Consider the following 16,634-nt stretch of genomic DNA (forward strand, 5'->3'; position numbering starts at 1 on the left):
AAATATTTAACTTTTCGTTATCCTGCGGTCAATTCGTAGTTCGATTTAGTGAATATGAAGTGCTTTTCTCTTATAAAGCACTTTATTTACGAAGTAAAAAACTAAAAACAACTATTATTTTGGGAGACCTCGATGAGAGTTGGCGAATACTGTAACCGGGATGTAGTCGTTATCAATGGCAATGAATCGGTAAAAAATGCGGCAAAACTCATGCGCTCCTACCATGTTGGAGACTTAGTTTTAGTTGAAGAACATAAAAACCAAAAAGTACCAATAGGTATTGTTACCGATCGTGATTTAGTTGTTGAAGTCATGGCAGCAGGGGTTAAACCTGAGTCATTGTTAGTCAGAGATATTCTTACCGAGCCTTTTAGCAGCGTTTTTGAAAACGACAGCCTTTTTGATGCTCTAGAAATAATGCATTCTCGAAAAATCCGTCGTTTACCCGTTATCAATGAGGATAAAACGCTCATAGGCATAATTACCTTAGATGATCTTATTGAAATTCTGACAGAAACAATGACCCATATAGTTGATGTCGTTAAGCTTCAACAAAAGAAAGAAGCGCGACAAAGAACATAGATTTAAACAAACGATATAGATGTATGTGATATAAGGAGCAAACAATGAACAATTCATTACATTTTCCTATAAAAATAGTATTCAATAATCTAAGGCGTTCTCGAGCCATTGAAGCCAATGCCCGTAAGCATGCTGAGAAATTAGGAACGTATTGTGATCGCATTTTGAATTGTCACATAAGCCTCGAAACGCATAGGCATCATAATAAAGGAAAAATTTATCATGTACGTATTGATCTTAAGGTTCCTAATGCGGAACTGGTAGCAAATCGTGATCTTGCAGAAAATCATGCGCATGAAGACATTTATGTCACAATAAGAGATGCTTTTCTTGCGATGACACGACAACTAAAAAAATACGTTGATAAACAACGAGGAAAGGTAAAATACCACGAACCTCCACCCGAAGGACTAATTCGCGAAATTGCACCTGTTGCTGATTATGGTTTTATTGAAACAATCGATGGTAGAAGACTTCGTTTTACCAGTAAAAGTGTAGTCGACTATGATTTTAACAAACTAGAGGTTGGAAAAAGAGTCTTTTTTGTTGAAGCCAAAAGTAACGACGGCCCAGCAGCAAGCACCGTTTACGTACAATAATCAATTTCTGATGGAAAAGGCATGATGTCTTTTCCATCAAACATCTTAAAAATCAATTAATATAGATGATAATCAGACCATACCACCATCAATTCCGAGCACTTTTCCAGTGATGTAAGATGCCTTATCTGAGGCCAAAAAGACAATAGTTTGAGCCACCTCTTCAGGAAGACCTGCCCGTTTTAAAGGAACCATTTCCAGAAAAGCCGCTTTATTTTCTTCAGTGCCTGTGAAACGCTCGAACATATCCGTACTAATCGGGCCAGGTGCAACTGCGTTGACACGGACGTTGGCTGCAGCTGCCTCAAGTGCAGCAACCTTTGTAAACCCTTCAACTGCGTGTTTTGTTGCGCAATAAATCGCAGCGCCTGGAACCCCTTTTTGACCTGCAATTGATGACAGATTAATAATACATCCAGAACCTTGCGGTATCATGGCTTTGAGTTCGTATTTCATGCATAAAAAAACACCAAACACATTTGTATCAAAGGTTGAATGATAATTTTCTACAGTTTCCTCTACAAATAGAGTAGGCATTCCTTCTGTTCCCGCATTATTGACAGCAACATCCAGACGACCAAAACGTTTTACTGTACCTTCGATAAGTGATTTAACTTCCTCTTCATAACGAACATCAGCTTGAATGAATGCAGCATCTGCGCCCAAAATTCGAAGTTCTTTTGCTAAAGATTCCCCTAGCTCTTGTTTACGACCAGAGATTACAATGTTTGCCCCTTCATGGGCAAAAGCCAAAGCAGTTGCTTTACCAATTCCAGCAAGAGCACCTGTAATAAGAACAGTTTTCTTTTTCATTTTTAATTCCTTTTAGCGGTGAAATTCTATTCCATCGAGTATAGTACAAATAAATACTCGATATCTTACTGTACTACTCTATATTACTATTTTTTTGAATAGGACTCGTTTCCCATAAGGTCATAATGGTAAAATAGCGCATTTTTTAAACCCAATTTTTAGGTTCAGCTTATGGAAAAAAAAATTGCTGCGATTTATGTCACCAAACCTGAATTTCTTTCACTGCTTTCTGAAGAGTTAGGCGATGTTTCATGTATTGCAGAAGATTTGGTAAGCTCACCCTATAAAAAATTAGATGTGTGTTTTGCACAAGATATTTGGTTAGAACCTCAGATCATAGCGTTTCAATCCATTTCTGAAGCAGTAAGAATTCTACGTCAAGCGGGAAAGTACTGGTACTTACATCCCATTTCTCACGTAAGACGTTCTCGATTAATCGAAGAGCAGCTACGCAAAGCGCCTCAACTTATGCGTCATTTTCCTCTTGAATCTGACATTCCATCCATAGGCGCCTTTAGTTTATTAGATAACAATACCTTGATTTATAGCGCCACACGCCAAAAAAACTGGCCTCATGGAAAATGCTATTTTATTGAAGATAAAATAAATCCTCCAAATCGAGCCTATTTAAAACTCTGGGAAGCACTCACCCTTCTGGGAAAATATCCAAAATCAGGAGATAAAGCTCTTGATTTAGGTGCTTCACCTGGAGGATGGACTTATGTCATGCACTCATTAGGTGCTTCTGTCACTGCTGTCGATAAGGCCTTATTAGACCCTAAAATAGCAAAGTTACCCAACATCAACTACGTACAACAAAGTGCTTTTGCGATAGATCCAGCCAAATTGGAGCAAAACTATGATTGGGTTCTGTCGGATGTAGCATGCTACCCTGATCGCGCCTATGCACTCATTATGAAATGGATAGAGTCTGGGAAAGCGAAGCAAATGATTTTTACGATTAAATTACAAGGCAAAGTTGAGTTATCTACAATAAAAAAATTCCAAATGATACCTAATTCTTTCATTACCAATATGTTTTATAACAAGCATGAAGCAACGTTTTTCTATCCTTTTGTAAAAATCAGTTGAAATGTGTAATAAAAAACAATCTCTTCATATTTTTTTAAGGAAAATCAACTAGACTATATATATATATATATATATCGATATTGTATTTAAATAGTTATTCGAGATATTCAATGTCAGATTCCAAAGAAGAAACCAATAAGCCTATAAGCAGTGAAAAGCTGCATAATAGAAATTGTCATAGATACTTAAGGGAGCTTAAACTTCCTAATTCGTTATTTGCGTTAAATCTGCTCCCTCCGGAGCTGGTTGAAGAGTTGACAAAACTTCAAGAACCCTCAGCTGATCCCGATGCAGATCCTGATTTATACTTTAAATTTAAAACAAAATACGATCCTTCCTTCCGCTATACTGATTTATACAAAAAACTTTTTGATTACCTCGAAGATCATATTGATGAGATTTACGATGGCACTAGATACGACCTGAGTCTTGAGGCAAAACATATTAGTAGCGCTCAAAAACGAATCAAAGAAACCGAAAAGCGTATCAAAGAACAATCCGAACCCCTACCCCTTTCAATTTTCACACCTGCAATGGAAAGACTATTTATCAAAGATCGTGGTATTTTGCCCTGGATAAAAAAAATTGGTGAACATTCTCATGGGGACGCCTTTGATGAAGCAATGAGCGACAGAGTTAAAAGGCTTAAAGAGGAGGCTCATGCTCTAGATATGTTTATTGACTCTCTTTATGCAAATAATAATCGTATCTTAGAGAAAACTTTTAAACGCATTAAAAATATTCCGCTACAACAAACTCCAAGCTCACCAAGTATTGAGCATTCTATTTCGCATCATGTGAGCGATAAAGAAAAGCCAATCAATCGCGAATCCACCTCGCCAGCATATGAAGGTTCAGCTATAGGACGCTTTTCGGCAATGATGTCTGATGATTATAAACCGCAACATGGAACGAGTTTGTCCACGGTAAGACGTTATAAATATAAAACAGATGATGATCCCGTTGAATATCGTTTTGGTACCCAAGGACAGCGTGACCATGGGGAAGCTCGTCATAGCCCCTTATTTGAACGATTTCTAACGGCTCAGGAACATATAAGACGATATGAACTAAAAAGAAATAAAAAAGAGCGCGTTGAAAAAGAACCAATTAAAGAAGATCAAGTCCAGGTAGACCGACCTAATGTGGCCCAAGTTAAAGATACAGACGATGACAAAATAACACATGTTTATTTTAATTTGTTGGGTCGCGATAGAGGAGATCCCGAGGGATTAAAGGAAAAAGCACTAACAGAGAAGTTAGAAGAACTTGAAGAACATAATGATAATGGAGTTATACGCGGCAAAAAAAATATCGCTGTAATTACGCTTCCTGCAGACCAGGGGTTGATGAGCAAAGATCATTATACGCGTACTAAAACTAAGCATAATATTCATGATGTAAAAGAAGAGTTTTTACGAATTGCACAGGAAGCACCTGAGGGTCGTGACTTACATTTGATGGATAAATTACCTTCACATGAGGAACTCCAGAAACTCAAAGGGAGCTACATATATTGCAATACTAGTGACGAGAAAAATCTAAAAAATCTATATTACATTAAATCAGATGGGGCCCTTCAAAAGGTTAATATTAAAGATTTTTCTCAATTTGAAAAAAAGCTCAATGACCTTAATAAAGAAGAGGCGTCTTCATTACGCCTAAATGATAAGCAAATTGAGACACTAATCACTGCATACGGTGGTCACAAACCTCCGGAGCTAACAAAAATAAAAGACTTTCACATTAGCAGGCGGATTCGCGAAAAAATATTTTGTGATAAAAACGGTAAGTATAGTCCTGAGACTGAAGCTGAAATTCTAAATGATTTAATTGAAAAAAGTTTCAAAGCAGTAAGAAAGCCAGATCAACAATCAGACCGGCTATCCGATGCCGAAAGACAAGCGGTCTACTTTCATTTTATAAAATATGAACTTCCAAATCACATTCTCACCTCCTTAAAACCCAAAAGTTTCAATTTTACGTGTAAAGACGCTATTGACCGCGGCGGGGTGGCTTCTGCTTATTATAATTTGATTAAGTCATTTGAACCATCAAGGGAATTTTCAATGAGCCGCGAAGAGTTCGAGCAAGCATTGCATGCGGCACCTACAATGGTTAAAGGTCGCGGCATGAATCACCATATAAAATTACTCTGGAACGCTGTTGATGCTTATGTCACAGCAAACTATGAGCAATTAAAAAATGATGAGAGTAAGGCATGGCTCATCGAGTGGAGGGATTTTAATTGCCCTCATGCACGGGCAGATCGCTTATTAACTCAACGCATAAAAGAATGTAAAGACGATTTAGCTGCTGCTTTAGCTGATTTAAAAGCTCGTGCTCCAGCAGATTTATCTGGTGGTGTTTCAGAAACCGCAGAGACTCGTTTAATAAAACATGGACAGACTATTTTGAATGAAATTGAAAAACAAAAAATAAAGGGTGTTAGTGGCAAGCGTTTATTATTAGAAACAGTAGTTAGAACAACATCTATGGCGCTACATCCTAAAGCTATAGAACCTAAAGCTATAGAAAAAGACAGTGATGAATATAAGCGCTATAAAGAAAGTTATGAATATAAGCGCTATAAAGAACTCCGTAAAGATCTTTCTATTAGATATCCAGGCTTTCTTGTGGTAGCCGGTTTTATGAAAGCCTTAGCGGGTGAAGTATTACATTTTATATCTCGAGGCCGGTTAGACCTAGGGAAGACCAGTGGCTGGGCAACATTTTACGCGGGTCGTGAATCTTCATCACGAGAATTCATACAAAAAGGAATGAGTGATATTAAAAAAGAATTTAAAAAACACCTTCAAAACAAACCTCAAGCAATAGAAGCGCCACAACAGGATCAAGATCAACATGGAATGGACCAAAGTGATATAAAAAAGGAACTTGATGGCTTGAGAGAAAAAGAGAAATACTACATCCCTTCAACGGATAATAAGGTATGTTAATTTTAAAATATTATTCTCCTGTACGTTGCTTACACTCCAATAAATAGCATTAGTATCTTGAATTGATCTATACCCCTTGTATAAAGCGCGGTATGTAGGGATTTTATAATGGGGACGGTCCGGGACGGACCCCAATGTGTTTTGAACAAGTTGACTAATAATTATTGGGGTCCGTCCCGGACCGTCCCCATTAACATTTATACAGAATAGACAACTGTATTTTTTGATTGTAGACCTTCAACAGTCTCCATAACCTTTTCTAGATCTTTTCCTGGATCAACATAGCTGAAACCGGGATGCTCAAACTTTTGGATGGTATTTAAAAAAGAAACCACAAGATCGTCTTCGGTTGTTTTAAGTTTTTTCAACGCATACTTCAATGTATCAGGATGCTCCGTGCATTTTGAAGACATAGATGGTGCAAACAAGATTGTTTCATCCTCGGACCATTGCGTTTCATCGCTAATAATCGCAGCCTCTCCTCCTGGAATTGATTTTTTAAGTTGCGATAAAATGTAATGCAAATGAGGGTAATTGGTATGAGATACAAGCACAATTTTAACATGCTCATGTTTATCTAAAAACTCTTTAAACTTAGCGACTCGCTCCAAAGAGGCTTGATCGAGCGTACACATTGAGTTAAAAATTTTACTAAACTCACTGAACGTCATATTTACTTTAAAATGTTCATTAAATTGGTCACAAAATTGTTTGAGTGTCATCTTCCCTACTCTTAATGGTGCCAAATTTGCAGCCATCCATTTCCAGACGTCCTCACCTGTAACCGTTTTTTCGCCCTCAGCTGAAACTTCTTTTTTTTCAGTTTTCCTTTCAGCTGCAAACCAATCTTGAAATCCGGCCTTTAATACTTCAAGTTTTGAAGAAACAAATTGTCCTAATGAAAAAACTGCGATAATCATAACTACTCCGATCATTTTTGAGGCAAAAACAAATATCACAGGAAAGATAAAAAATCAATCAATTTAAATTTATGAAACTATTTTTTAATACCTATATAGACCGCACATTGTTCTTGCCCCATATAGACCTCAAAATCGGTTTCATATGCTCTTGAAACAGTGGATTGAGTATCAAAATAATGCCAAATTGCTTGCCAGATTTCGATGATCGCTTTAGGAATAGGGCCTGAGTTTTTAAAAATAAGGTAATCTCCTTCCTTTATGCTGACTCTAGAAAAATCATCTGTTATTTCAAGATCATGCGTCGCTATTCCGGCAGTGACCGTATAAAATCCATTATGATCTGCTTCGTAAGCAGAATAGACACCATAAATGGGTGAACTAGGTTTTATCGATATCTTTGAGGCATAAAATCTTTGCCAAAGTCCTGGTAACCTGGCTGTTTCGGAATTAAATTCATTTGAGTTTTTAGTTCGCTCACTCAGTCCCATCACGGTAAATGCATCTACTTTAATAAGCTGTGGTGTACTATGTATCATAATTCTCTCTTTTAGGTTATAGCCATTGAGCCCCATGGCAGCAGCAATAATCGACTTATCGTGAGGCTCTGTAAGAGCCATGAGTATAATTTACTTTAGTGACAATTTGTGTCAGTAGGAAATATTTTATCCTTTATTAATTTCCTCTATAAGTTTCAATGCGTCTAACGAAAGCTCAAATGAATCTAAATCCAAATCTTCCTTCATATGCTGCTGACTACTTGTACCTGTCAATGGCAGCATCCCCATTTGTAATGCAAAACGAAATATAATTTGTGGTATTGTTTTCTTATATTGTTTTGCAAGCTCATGTATCCTATCGTTATGCAAATAGGATAGATTTGCGGTAAGTAAAGAAAACCCTTGATAAATTACACCATTTTTTTTACAAAATGATCGAATCGGCAAATCCCATTGATTACTCGCAAAACATCGATTTTGTACAAACGAAGGTTTTACAGAAGCAACACGATAAAGTGCTTCAAGTTGCTCCAATGTTACATTGGAGATCCCAAGTAATCTGACCTTTCCTTCATTATATAAATCTTCCATTGCAGACCAAATATCTAAATCATCTTGAATAAGTCCAGAGCGGTAAGTTGGTCCATGAAGAATATACGAATCAAGATAATCTGTTTGTAAATGATTTAGAGAACTTAAAAACGATTGCCTCACCTGGTTTTTATATGAATCGGTTTCATCGTAGGGTTTACGATGATCCTGACCCGAAGCAGCCGTGAACTTTGTTTGTAAAAAGAGATCGCCACGACTTCTCCCCGTAGTATTTAAGAATTTCTGAATTCCATGGCCAACACCCTCTTCAAAATAGTGCATACGTTGATTTGCGGTATCAATACCCACAAAACCACTTTTTAATGCCTGAAAGGTTAATTCTTGAGTTCTCTCTTCTTTCCAGGCAGTACCGTATATAAAGGCTGGAACATTAATCTGCTGTAACCTGTGCTTAAATGCTTCAAGCATATTATTTACCTTTAAGTGTATGATTCTAAGCATTGTTTTATAGTATCCTTTAAACAATAAATCAATTAGTATGAATCGTTCTACCTTAATTGATTAAAAACTAAGGAGTAGTTTATGAACATTACGTTAATTGGCCTAGGTAAAATGGGCTCCGTTTTAGCCCAGCGATTATTAGCAGCCAATTTCAACCTAACTGTGTTCAATCGTACAGCTGAAAAAATGCAACCGTTGGTTAAAGCTGGGGCTAAAGGAGCAAAAAACCTTGAAGATGCAGTAAAAGATGCAAAAATAATTATCACTTGCCTTCTGGATGACAATGCCGTGTTAGAAACAGTGAGTCATTTTGTGCATTTATTACAACCGAATGTCATTCATGTTGGAACGTCAACCATACTGCCTGAAACATCAAAAAAATTAGCTGAACTCCATAAAAAACATGACAGCACCTATATTGCAGCTAATGTTTTAGGGGTTCCTAAAGTTGCAGCACGAGGAGAGCTCACTACTCTCGTTGCCGGCCAGGAAAAAGCCATTGCGCAGTGCAAATCAGTTTTTTCTGCATACTCAATAAAAGTAATTACGGTGGGTTCTCAACCTTTTCAAGCCAATGTCATTAAAATATGCATGAATTACTTTCTCGTTACGGCCATTGAAACCATGGGGGAGCTCTATACTTTTGCAGAGAAAAGTCAGGTTGATACCACCATACTGAATACTTTATTTCATTCGATATTCGCACACCCTGCATTCCAACTTTATGTCGATAAAATTAAAGAGCGTGATTTTGATGACGTAAATTTTGATATGAAAGGTGGATTTAAAGACTTAAATTTATTTCAACAGGCTTTTGCGCATGCGGGTGTTGTTCCTGAGATAGCAAATATTATAAAAGATAAGTTCATTATTGCTTTAGCGCATCATATGGACAATAAGGATTGGAGCGGTATCACTGAGATAACACGTTTAGAATCGAATCTGGATTAAACGTGGAGCCCGGGGCTGAGCTTGAATAAAGTTTTTTTACCCGGTTTACGGCTTTGCCTTCACCCAGGCTACATTCCAAACTACAAATATGCATCCCATTTAATGCGACTTATTCATCGTAATCTTCTTCCATTTTTTCAAAAGAGTTTGGCGACGCTCAGGATATCCTGCTTCAATCAGGCTTATTTCAAGAATTCGATCAGTTCGAAAATGTCGAAAATCTTGTCTTAGTTCGCACCAGGCTATAAGAATACGGACCTGGTCAAAAAATCCCAAAGCTAATGGCCAGATTGTTCGTTGAGATGAAAGTTCATTGACATCTTGATAGGTTAATTGGAGTTTCTTTTCCAATCGCATGGCTTTTCTGATTAAAATTAAATCAGAGTCTTTGCTTTCCGCAACGTGTCCAGGGGCAATAAGGAGTCCTGGGAGCTCAAGCTGTTCACGTAGTTCATTGGGAAGTACTGCTGCTATTTTAGCCAAAGCATTTTGTGCAGCAAATTGAAGCTGGGTATCTGCTCGATCGACCACCCAACGCGATCCAAGCACTATCGCCTCGATTTCATCCACAGTAAACATTAGTGGGGGAAGAGTAAAGCCTGGACGTAACACAAATCCTATACCAGCCTCCCCATCAATTGGAGCCCCCTGTCCTTTCAGCATAGAAATATCTCGATATAAAGTGCGAAGACTAATTCCTAGCTCTTGAGCAAGTGCGACGCCACTTACAGGAAACCGATGGCGTCTTAATATCTGAATTAAGTCCAATAATCGCTCAGTTCGTGACATAGTTAGTGAAATCAGCAATAAAATTTACTGCTATCTTATGCAAGTTAAATTTTAAATGCCAACATTTTTAGAACTCTGTTCGCCAAATACCAAAACAATTACATAGTTTGCAAAGATAAACAAATAACCTTTATGGTCAATTAATAATCCCTTAATACTTTTTTGATACACTAGCGGGCTATGTGATCGAATAGTGACCAGCTGTTGAGGTAAATAATGGGTAACCGTGCTCTTCCCCAAGACATAAGACAAAATGAAATAAATTATATTTGTACTGTGCTCAATCATAATCGCATCAAGACCACTCAGGATTTAATAGATAACTTTGACAACCTCATTGAACAAATTCGTAAAAATCCGGAAATTTTTAAAGAAACATATACTTCAGAACAATGTTTTCAGATATTAAAAAAGGCCATAACAGATTACAGTGGCGTATATGCATATAAAATCACCATAAAAGATGAGCTTATGCCCAAGCTTATCGCGGCTAGAAAGAAAAAGAGCCCAGATGCAACGATACATCGAACCGCAGACGAAAAGAGCCCAGATGAATCAACTATACATCTAACCGAAGATGAAAAGGGTCCAGATGAATTAACTACGCCCACCGAAGATGATTTGACGAAAGTAACCAAAGGTTATGATCGATTTAAAGTAGCTCTAGAAAAGGAAAAAACAATCAACAAAGGTATCTTACGGGTGCTAAAAGATAAGGAGTTTGCTGTAGTTCCACAAATAATCATTGGTTCAGGTGATACTGGGACTACACTCTGGCTTGAAAAGTTCAAAAGTCATCATGGAACCAGCCAAGCCAAATTAGCTGAAGGCCAACTTCCTCCTGTTTTGATGATTGGTGCAGATGCAGGTAGTTGGAAACATAATTATACCTTGGCACAACCTCATAGTCTTCTTGAGCAAGAATCAGCAAAACAAAATCCATCCGCATATATTATAACTGACCATTATCAGAAAAATACACACGCTAACGGGCGACATGTATACCAATCCAATCAAGTGAATCTTGGTTTAACTGAGGCTCCCTTGTTATGTGCATCGGTGATAAAGATTGAAAAAAGAAGTAATCATATGGGGGATTGGAAAGCTCCAGAACAAGAATATCGATTGGTTGTCAAAACAGCTCAAGGGATAAAGTATGTCTATACCGATGAAATAAATATTTGTACTGGTCTTGGCCCTGCACGAAACGTCATTTCAGGATCATTACTTTCTCCCCAACAATTTGAGTCATTAAATCGCTTTAATCCAATACAAGGATTTACCCCTATAGTAGATGGCAATCAATTTATTTTAACCGGTATGGAAGAACGAACTAAAGCACCAAGAAGTATTGTGGTCTATGGGGGTGGTGGAACAGCTGCTGCCAGCTATAGAAAAGGCTTCTTTGGTCATGATGCGTTTACTGAAGATTTGCAGTTTAATAAAACAAATCAAAAAAATTCTGTTATATGGGTTGCAAAGCAATTTGATAAAGCCGGGACTGGCAGACTTGCCTCTACTGCACTAGGAATTGCAAAATCACGTAGCGAGCTAATGCAAGGTGAATTAACCAAAATTAATCCCCTACCCAATGGTAAACTCTTATTGACTTTTAAAACAACAGCATCTGGAAAGTCAACATGTGACATCGAATTGGAGTGTGACCAATTAATTTATTCTATTGGGCAAGATGACAGTCTTATGAGAAGCATTTGTAAAGAAGCAGAAACGGACTTGTCTATTACTTATGATAAAAATGACATGCTACTTAATGTATGCTCATCTGATAAAAAAGTAATGTTTTTCGGTGCAGCGGCAATGGCAGTTCGAGAAAAAGAATACATGAAAGAGACATTTAAATGGCTTCACTCAGAAAATATTGGTGGTGATGTAGGTCCTGGCACAATGGCTCCCTCCAGAGCCCAAATCAAATGTTACAATTTTTGGCGTGGTATTATGCCAACCAGTGTTAATGCAAACATGGATAGCCATCACTTGATTGCACGCTTTCTTGAAAAGGCTGGCGTTGAAAGTTCCGAAATTAAAGCGTTCGTAGATGACCTGCTAGAAGCAAGAAAATCCAGTACTTGTGGCGCACCACATTCACTTATTCTAGAACTTGTGAAAAAACATAAACTGGATAATGTCCTCGAAATTAAGGGGCATGTACATCTTGCTCTCAAAAAGAGAGATGAGCCTACTCCTCCTAAACCAAAGCAGCAACAACTCTTATCCTGGCTCGGATCCGAAAGAACAACAACAGATGCGACCGTCTTTGTTTCTTCTGTTGAAGGTGAAAAAATACCCAAAATGGCTATGGAAAAAGAAGAACACGGTGTACAATTAATTGTTTCTACTATGTAAAAAAGAAATTACTTTTATTTGTGTCATTGGCTGATAATAATATGACTTGGAAGTACGCATGAAATTAGCTAAATTTCTTGAATTAAACGCCCAAGAAAAAAACCAGCAAATTAAGATTTTGAGCTTAAAAAAACGCTTAGACCCTATTTTTTTTAATCAAGTAATTAAAAATCTCGACCATGAATTGCTGTTCAAGCTTGCGCTGACGAATCCAGAAATCGATAAAATCTGTAAATCCCCTGAATTAAAGTCCCACTGGGAAGATGTATGGCGTCTTTGTGGTGTTAACCCTAAAGAACATGCAGAACAAAATGGTAAGCCAATTCATGAATATCAAGCGATGTGTACCGTTCCTTCATGTTTTGATCTATTAAAAGGACTTTATCTTTATGAAATTTATCGGACTACTTTTAAGGATAAAAAACACACCAATGAATTTTACCAAGATGCAGAAGAGTATTTAGCCGCTTCAGGCCTCAATGGATGTTTTTTCGCCTTAAATGTTCTATGCCAAGGTGGATTAAATTTATTAGAACAAGAATTCGATGAGGAGATTGCACGAAAAACAATTCTCTATGCCCAAGTCGCTGCAAAATATTATTTATCAGCGGGTTATTTACTATTGGGTAATACTTATCAAGAGTTGCTAAGATATCAAAATCAATCCATTTTAGTCGGACTGAATTTACGTCTACTCTCATTTCAAGCACTAAGTGTCGCCAAAAGATTGGAACAATACTCTGATCCCATGCTCAACAATGCGTATCAAGGAAAAACATTGTCAGAAGCAAGTAACGGGCAAATAAGCAATTTATCACAAGCATTACTCCGATCTCAAAAGTTTTTGGTCTTATCCCCCCTGGAAATAGAAATTGCTACAACTGAGGCAAAAACTGAGGCCGCTTTAATTCAAAAAACTTATAACCTTGAAAAAACATTGGCTGAAGCGAGTGTTTCATCTGCGCCATCCGCAATATTAGGCAAATAAAACAATTTAATTCTAAGGCATGTCCTAGTTTAATTTTTGTTTTTCAAACTCAACTACATAGTTTATTATGGATTTCTTCTAAAATAATTTTCGCGCTTAACATAATAACTTGAATCACTTCAGTTATTTCTTCTTGTCGTAATAAATTAATGCTATGTGTAAAAGAAGTTTCTTTTTTCTGTATGGTATAAATCTATAATTTATAAATCTTTATTATGTAGAAATTACACGAAATAACGAATATTCTATTGATATTTTAATAAATTATCCCTTTACTGATAATTCATTTTTCTAAGTCGCGTGGCTCCAATTATGTATTTGAATAGAAAAATTATCCTACTCACTATGCGAAGTGAATGATCCCGCCACATAAAGCGTGGGAAGTAAGTAAGATGAGTTGTCAATAGAACCTAGATTTATGATTTAAGGAAGTAGGATGCTCACAGATGAAGAATGGATTTTTAAAAATTGCGCTGAAACTTTTAGCAAATGATAAGGGCAAATTTTTTACATTAGTTGTAGGAATCACTTTTGCTGTTTTCCTTATGATGCAAATGACTTCTGTATTTTCTGGAATCATGCAGAGAACCTCTGCAACCATTATTAATATAGGCTCTTCTGTTTGGATTATGGATCCCTCAGTCAATATTCAAACAGATAATATTCCTATGCCAAATTATGTTCTTGATGTAGTAAGAAGTATTAAAGGAGTAAAATACGCTGCTCCGCTTTACTCAGGACAAGGTCTTGTTAAATTAAGAACAGGAATATACCAAGCAACTACGATAATTGGCTTGGATGACTCAACGCTACTTGGCAGACCTAAACTCATTGACGGCAATATTAATGCTATTTTTAATAATGATGCTTATATTGCAATCAAAGATACAGAATACTATAAATTAAATAGTCCACAAATAGGCACAACCTTTGAGGTAAATGACCATAGAGCGATTGTGATTGCATTAGGGAAGGCCCTAGTTAATGGATTATTTGGTACACCAACATTATACACCACTTATTCCCGAGCCATTTCAGATTTACCAACAACTCGCTTTACTATTTCCTACATTCTTTTGGAGCCTCAATCCCCTCAAGACATTCCCCACATTAAGGATCAGGTTAAAAAATTGGGATATTCTGCAGTAACTCGCCAAGAATTTATTAAGAAGAATAAAAATTACTATCTGTATGAAACCGGGTTAGGAACGAATTTGTTGATCATGACTCTAATCAGTTTCATTGTGGGCCTGTCAATTGCAGGTCAAACATTTTACACCTTTGTCTTGGAAAATCTTGAGGAGTACGGCGCTTTAAAAGCAATCGGAGCAAAAAAAAATGAAATGATCAAAATGATCTTTTTCCAATCAGGAATTATTGGGTTTCTAGGATATGGATTTGGTGTACTGTTATCTTCCGCTTTAATTGCATTAGCAAAGCTCAGACTATCTAACTATGCGTCACTAGTTACCTATCCAAGTTTACTTTTCTCTTTTTTTATGGTCATTGCTATTATTGCGTTTTCAAGCTACTTAGGTATACGGAAAGTGACCCGTATTGATCCATTTGATATTTTTCGAGGATAAATATGATCGTACAGGCGTTCAACTTAACCAAATGGTTTGGTACAGATAACAATAAAACTTATGCCGTAAGAAATGTCAGTTTTGAACTTGATTTTGGTGAAATGCTCTACATTATCGGCCCATCTGGTTCAGGTAAAACAACACTCTTAAGTATTATTTCTGGGATTCTTCGCCCTAATGAAGGATATGTACTGGTTAAGGGAAAACACATTTGGCAGCTTGAGGATGATGCATTAGCTGATTTCAGACTGTATTCATTAGGCTTTGTCTTTCAAGACTTTCACTTATTTCCCAAACTAACGAGCCAAGAAAATGTAGCAATACCCCTCATCCTCCAGAAAATCCCCTGGAATGCAGCACTTGAAAAAGCAAAAAAAGCACTTGAAATTGTTGGACTAAGCCACCGTATTTTAGTCCCTCCCTACAAATTAAGTATAGGGGAGCAACAACGTGTAGCCATTGCTCGAGCCATTATTACAGAGCCAGAATTACTTATATTTGATGAACCTACAGCATCTTTAGATGGTGAAACCGGAAAACATATTATCACATTCATCAAAGAAAATATTTTAAATGACAAGCGTGCAATTATTATTGTGACACATGATAATAGAATTTTTGATTTTGCAACGCGAATTATCACTATGGAAGATGGAAGAATATCGGAAGGTTCCCAATGAGTATAAGAACGTTATTTATTATTGCTTGCCTTGGAATTTTAGCAGGTATTGCAAGCGTGATTATTTATAACGAAAAGATTAAGCCAGAAAATCCTATTGCTGTAAGTTATAACCCTTATGAAAAAGGTATCTATGCCACTGGAATTGTCGAAAGTCATCAACCTACAGGACAAAATGTTAATATTTACCCCCAAGTTTCTGGAGAGATAACCGCAGTTTTTGCGCAAGAAGGAGAACATCTTAAAAAAGGCGACCCTATTTTAACGTTGGATGATTCAATACAAAAAGAACTGGTTGCAAAAGATGCAGCACAAATACGCTATCAACAAGCCAGCTTGGTAAACCTACAACAACAATTAGATAAGACTCGCAAATCCTATTTACTCGATCCAAAATCAGTGAGTAAAAATGCTCTAGATAATGCAATTAACGCAGTTAAAATACAAATAGAAAACGTCCAGGTTGCCCAAAAGCAATATGATGCCGACAAGGCTCTTCTTGATAAATATACACTGAGATCCCCTATCGATGGGATTATCTTACGTGTAGGTGTTGCATTGGGGGATTATGGTTCTCCTTTAGGTCGTTATGATACCTATACACAAGCCATGTTACCTATAATTGAAATGGGCATTACCAAACCATTTCTGGAAGTACGATGTTTTATTGATGAAATTCTATTACCCTGGCGTCTAAAAGTTATTGATTTTATGTGATATTCTACGCGCTTTTGACTAAATCAATTTGTTGAGATGAG

15 protein-coding genes are annotated in these 16,634 nt (G+C 36.9%); 10 read left to right on the plus strand and 5 right to left on the minus strand.

The genetic code is table 11. The annotated features are described in order from the left end of the window. Positions 1-132: 132 nt before the first annotated feature. Entirely contained in the window at positions 133-582 is a 450-nt protein-coding gene (locus Lstg_RS10740) for a CBS domain-containing protein (RefSeq protein WP_058477658.1), read from the plus strand. Between the two features lie 44 nt (positions 583-626). Next, positions 627-1,181, plus strand: a complete 555-nt coding sequence (locus tag Lstg_RS10745; protein ID WP_058477659.1) for an HPF/RaiA family ribosome-associated protein — start codon at positions 627-629, stop codon at positions 1,179-1,181. Between the two features lie 72 nt (positions 1,182-1,253). Here the strand turns inward: Lstg_RS10745 and Lstg_RS10750 are convergent, their stop codons facing one another. Further along, positions 1,254-1,994 carry an SDR family NAD(P)-dependent oxidoreductase gene (locus Lstg_RS10750; protein ID WP_058477660.1) on the minus strand — a complete coding sequence of 247 codons (741 nt, stop codon included), beginning with the start codon at positions 1,992-1,994 and terminating at the stop codon, positions 1,254-1,256. A gap of 171 nt (positions 1,995-2,165) precedes the next feature. Here Lstg_RS10750 and Lstg_RS10755 point away from each other — a divergent pair, with 171 nt between their 5' ends. Next, a complete protein-coding gene (locus Lstg_RS10755; protein WP_058477661.1) occupies positions 2,166-3,086 on the plus strand; it encodes an SAM-dependent methyltransferase in 921 nt (306 codons plus the stop codon). A gap of 110 nt (positions 3,087-3,196) precedes the next feature. Further along, positions 3,197-6,046 (plus strand): hypothetical protein, encoded by a 2,850-nt coding sequence (locus Lstg_RS10760; RefSeq protein WP_058477662.1) that lies wholly within the window; start codon positions 3,197-3,199, stop codon positions 6,044-6,046. A 197-nt stretch (positions 6,047-6,243) separates the two neighbouring features. Here Lstg_RS10760 and Lstg_RS10765 read toward each other — a convergent pair whose 3' ends face one another. The 3 genes from Lstg_RS10765 to Lstg_RS10775 form a co-directional block, all read right to left on the minus strand. After that, the gene (locus Lstg_RS10765) at positions 6,244-6,966 is read right to left on the minus strand and encodes a hypothetical protein (protein ID WP_058477663.1); all 723 of its coding nucleotides are present in this window, start codon (positions 6,964-6,966) and stop codon (positions 6,244-6,246) included. Positions 6,967-7,043: 77 nt separating this feature from the next. Further along, entirely contained in the window at positions 7,044-7,586 is a 543-nt protein-coding gene (locus tag Lstg_RS10770) for a GyrI-like domain-containing protein (protein ID WP_058477664.1), read from the minus strand. A 45-nt stretch (positions 7,587-7,631) separates the two neighbouring features. Next, a complete protein-coding gene (locus Lstg_RS10775; protein WP_058477665.1) occupies positions 7,632-8,486 on the minus strand; it encodes an aldo/keto reductase family protein in 855 nt (284 codons plus the stop codon). A 114-nt stretch (positions 8,487-8,600) separates the two neighbouring features. On the opposite strand from Lstg_RS10775, the gene Lstg_RS10780 reads away from it, so the two are divergent. Further along, positions 8,601-9,470 carry an NAD(P)-dependent oxidoreductase gene (locus tag Lstg_RS10780; RefSeq protein WP_058477666.1) on the plus strand — a complete coding sequence of 290 codons (870 nt, stop codon included), beginning with the start codon at positions 8,601-8,603 and terminating at the stop codon, positions 9,468-9,470. A gap of 99 nt (positions 9,471-9,569) precedes the next feature. Here the strand turns inward: Lstg_RS10780 and Lstg_RS10785 are convergent, their stop codons facing one another. After that, entirely contained in the window at positions 9,570-10,259 is a 690-nt protein-coding gene (locus tag Lstg_RS10785; RefSeq protein WP_058477667.1) for a helix-turn-helix transcriptional regulator, read from the minus strand. A gap of 216 nt (positions 10,260-10,475) precedes the next feature. Here Lstg_RS10785 and Lstg_RS10790 point away from each other — a divergent pair, with 216 nt between their 5' ends. The 5 genes from Lstg_RS10790 to Lstg_RS10810 all read left to right on the plus strand — a co-directional run bounded on the left by Lstg_RS10790 (position 10,476) and on the right by Lstg_RS10810 (position 16,593). Beyond that, positions 10,476-12,623: a hypothetical protein gene (locus tag Lstg_RS10790; protein ID WP_058477668.1), complete on the plus strand. Its 2,148-nt coding sequence runs from the start codon at positions 10,476-10,478 to the stop codon at positions 12,621-12,623. A gap of 58 nt (positions 12,624-12,681) precedes the next feature. Then, on the plus strand, positions 12,682-13,611 hold the full coding sequence (locus Lstg_RS10795; RefSeq protein WP_058477669.1) for a DUF5630 domain-containing protein: 930 nt from the start codon (positions 12,682-12,684) through the stop codon (positions 13,609-13,611). Positions 13,612-14,057: 446 nt separating this feature from the next. Then, positions 14,058-15,197, plus strand: a complete 1,140-nt coding sequence (locus Lstg_RS10800) for an ABC transporter permease (protein WP_058477670.1) — start codon at positions 14,058-14,060, stop codon at positions 15,195-15,197. 2 nt (positions 15,198-15,199) lie between these two features. Continuing rightward, positions 15,200-15,877 (plus strand): ABC transporter ATP-binding protein, encoded by a 678-nt coding sequence (locus Lstg_RS10805; protein ID WP_058477671.1) that lies wholly within the window; start codon positions 15,200-15,202, stop codon positions 15,875-15,877. Further along, positions 15,874-16,593, plus strand: a complete 720-nt coding sequence (locus tag Lstg_RS10810) for an efflux RND transporter periplasmic adaptor subunit (protein ID WP_238585411.1) — start codon at positions 15,874-15,876, stop codon at positions 16,591-16,593. The genes Lstg_RS10805 and Lstg_RS10810 overlap by 4 nt, the downstream gene beginning before the upstream one ends. The last annotated feature ends 41 nt before the right edge of the window (positions 16,594-16,634 follow it).

It is taken from the genome of Legionella steigerwaltii, from assembly GCF_001468065.1.
Classification (GTDB): domain Bacteria; phylum Pseudomonadota; class Gammaproteobacteria; order Legionellales; family Legionellaceae; genus Legionella; species Legionella steigerwaltii.

Coding starts and splice junctions, on each gene's coding strand:
- Lstg_RS10775 (WP_058477665.1), bottom strand. CDS start 8,486: ATGCTTGAAGCATTTAAGCACAGGTTACAGCAGATTAATGTTCCAGCC.
- Lstg_RS10785 (WP_058477667.1), bottom strand. CDS start 10,259: ATGTCACGAACTGAGCGATTATTGGACTTAATTCAGATATTAAGACGC.
- Lstg_RS10765 (WP_058477663.1), bottom strand. CDS start 6,966: ATGATTATCGCAGTTTTTTCATTAGGACAATTTGTTTCTTCAAAACTT.
- Lstg_RS10795 (WP_058477669.1), top strand. CDS start 12,682: ATGAAATTAGCTAAATTTCTTGAATTAAACGCCCAAGAAAAAAACCAG.
- Lstg_RS10745 (WP_058477659.1), top strand. CDS start 627: ATGAACAATTCATTACATTTTCCTATAAAAATAGTATTCAATAATCTA.
- Lstg_RS10770 (WP_058477664.1), bottom strand. CDS start 7,586: ATGGCTCTTACAGAGCCTCACGATAAGTCGATTATTGCTGCTGCCATG.
- Lstg_RS10780 (WP_058477666.1), top strand. CDS start 8,601: ATGAACATTACGTTAATTGGCCTAGGTAAAATGGGCTCCGTTTTAGCC.
- Lstg_RS10760 (WP_058477662.1), top strand. CDS start 3,197: ATGTCAGATTCCAAAGAAGAAACCAATAAGCCTATAAGCAGTGAAAAG.
- Lstg_RS10800 (WP_058477670.1), top strand. CDS start 14,058: ATGAAGAATGGATTTTTAAAAATTGCGCTGAAACTTTTAGCAAATGAT.
- Lstg_RS10790 (WP_058477668.1), top strand. CDS start 10,476: ATGGGTAACCGTGCTCTTCCCCAAGACATAAGACAAAATGAAATAAAT.
- Lstg_RS10810 (WP_238585411.1), top strand. CDS start 15,874: ATGAGTATAAGAACGTTATTTATTATTGCTTGCCTTGGAATTTTAGCA.
- Lstg_RS10740 (WP_058477658.1), top strand. CDS start 133: ATGAGAGTTGGCGAATACTGTAACCGGGATGTAGTCGTTATCAATGGC.
- Lstg_RS10755 (WP_058477661.1), top strand. CDS start 2,166: ATGGAAAAAAAAATTGCTGCGATTTATGTCACCAAACCTGAATTTCTT.
- Lstg_RS10750 (WP_058477660.1), bottom strand. CDS start 1,994: ATGAAAAAGAAAACTGTTCTTATTACAGGTGCTCTTGCTGGAATTGGT.
- Lstg_RS10805 (WP_058477671.1), top strand. CDS start 15,200: ATGATCGTACAGGCGTTCAACTTAACCAAATGGTTTGGTACAGATAAC.